Raw genomic sequence first — 1,689 nt, 5'->3', positions numbered from 1 at the left:
GGCAAGAGCCAGGGGGCAATAGTGGACTGAGAAGGACTAGCACGCTTCCTTCGCGCAAGACGAGACGCTCTACAACCAGAGGACTTCGGGCTGCCTCGCGGCCCGCGGAGGCGAACCAGCGGACTTCGCAGAGAGGAGGTTGCTGCCATCAGCGGCCTCTCCAGCGACTATTACACCCGAATCGAGCAATTGCGCGGGCCCAGCCCGTCCGAACAGATCCTTTCGGCCATCGCGCAGGGCTTACGCCTGACGGCCGACGATCCGACACCGAGGACCGCGCGCACGCCGAGAAGGCGATCGAGGCCTTCGCGCGCACCTACGGCGCGAAGTGGCCCAAGGCCGTCGCGAAGATCACCGAGGACGCCGAGGAACTGCTGGCGTTCTACGACTTCCCGGCCGAGCACTGGATTCACCTACGGACCACAAACCCGATTGAGTCGACGTTCTCCACGGTCAAGCTCAGGACCAAGGTCACGCGCGGCGCTGGCAGCCCGGCCGCTGCGCTCGCGATGGTGTTCAAGCTCGTCGAGTCCGCCCAGGCCCGCTGGCGGGCGATCACCGGTGCCCATCTGGTGTCGCTGGTCCGGACGGGCGCCAGGTTCGAGAACGGCGTCCTGGTCGAGCGAGGGGATCACGCCGCATGAACCGCCACAATGCCATGCGGGACGAGCCGGCCGAGCACCTCCGTTTCGCGGCCTGTCTGAGCGAGCTGGAGCAGGTCGCTGACGCCGACGAGGCCGATCTGGTCGGCGCAGTCCTCACCGATCCGGACCAGGCGATGGCGCAGTCCGCCGTCCTCCGGCACCTGGATCGCCGGGCCACCGACCTTCACCTCGGCCCAGCCTACGAACGATGGGCGGAGTCGATGACCCAGGCCACCACCCGCCATCCGCTCCTGGTCCGCCGCCTGCAGGAATGGACCCTCTTCCGCGCCATCACGCTGAGGCAGTCTTGGCGTCCCGACGTCCTGCTCGCGTCGTCCGACTGGCTCCAGCGCAAAGCGGCCGCCGCGTCGAACGCTGACGCCATCGAGATCCTCGCCGAGCGCGGTCGCACCAAGAGGATTCGCAACACCGCCAGGACCAGCCTCAAGCACCAGCGATCGCGCTGAACCGCACGTCAACTCATCCACAAGTCTTGACGATTACTCCAAGGATGGCGGCAACTTCCGCAACGGCAAGCGGTCCAAGACTGTCGTGACCGACGTGGGACCGTTGGGGATAGCCGTGCCCAGTGACTGGACGGCTCCTTCGAGCCGAAGATCGTCAAGAAACAGCAGAAGTGCCTAACTGGCGTCGACGAGATGGTGATCTCGCCGCTAATGGGCTGACCACGGGGCTGGTACCGACGCCCGACGGGCCCACCCGGGATCTCCCGCGACTGTGAAGAACCTCGCGAACTGCCGCCGCGGGGTGGGTGGTTCGAGGACCACGGCCTACAGGTCCGCTACTCGTGGGAGCTCCTGGACCCATTCAGCGGAATGATGCCGGTGCCCGCATACAGTCGGGAATCGCGTGAGAGGACGCTGACAGCTGACGTCCGATGGTTGGGCTCCGCCACGGCAGCGGGGAAGTCACATGAGGCGGAAGTAGCAGGGGGATGGGTAGCGATGGCCGGTCCCGCGAAGCCGTGCGGCTTGGCAGGGGAGAGGTGGCTGGCCTCTCCATACCGGCCATCGTGCGTTCCTCC

Annotated in this window: 1 protein-coding gene and 3 pseudogenes; all 4 read left to right on the top strand. The window is 66.5% G+C overall.

Going from position 1 to position 1,689, the window contains the following annotated elements; all coding sequences use genetic code 11:
• Positions 1-90 precede the first annotated feature (90 nt).
• Positions 91-198 (top strand): annotated as a pseudogene (locus VXC91_RS45235) (transcriptional regulator); the annotation flags it as partial.
• 86 nt (positions 199-284) lie between these two features.
• Positions 285-644: pseudogene (locus VXC91_RS45230) on the top strand (transposase); the annotation flags it as partial.
• Entirely contained in the window at positions 641-1,111 is a 471-nt protein-coding gene (locus VXC91_RS45225; RefSeq protein WP_329513150.1) for a hypothetical protein, read from the top strand. The pseudogene VXC91_RS45230 and the gene VXC91_RS45225, both read left to right, overlap by 4 nt.
• 37 nt (positions 1,112-1,148) lie before the next feature.
• Positions 1,149-1,315: pseudogene (locus VXC91_RS45220) on the top strand (transposase); the annotation flags it as partial.
• Positions 1,316-1,689 lie beyond the last annotated feature (374 nt).

It is taken from the genome of Streptomyces chiangmaiensis (assembly GCF_036281785.1).
In the GTDB taxonomy this organism is placed as follows: domain Bacteria; phylum Actinomycetota; class Actinomycetes; order Streptomycetales; family Streptomycetaceae; genus Streptomyces; species Streptomyces chiangmaiensis.
Note: the sequence above shows the minus strand (reverse complement) of the source record. Positions and strands in the feature narration are given on the sequence as shown.

What these genes read in the sequence shown, in the direction of transcription:
- VXC91_RS45225 (WP_329513150.1), top strand. Translation starts at nt 641, where the DNA reads ATGAACCGCCACAATGCCATGCGGGACGAGCCGGCCGAGCACCTCCGT.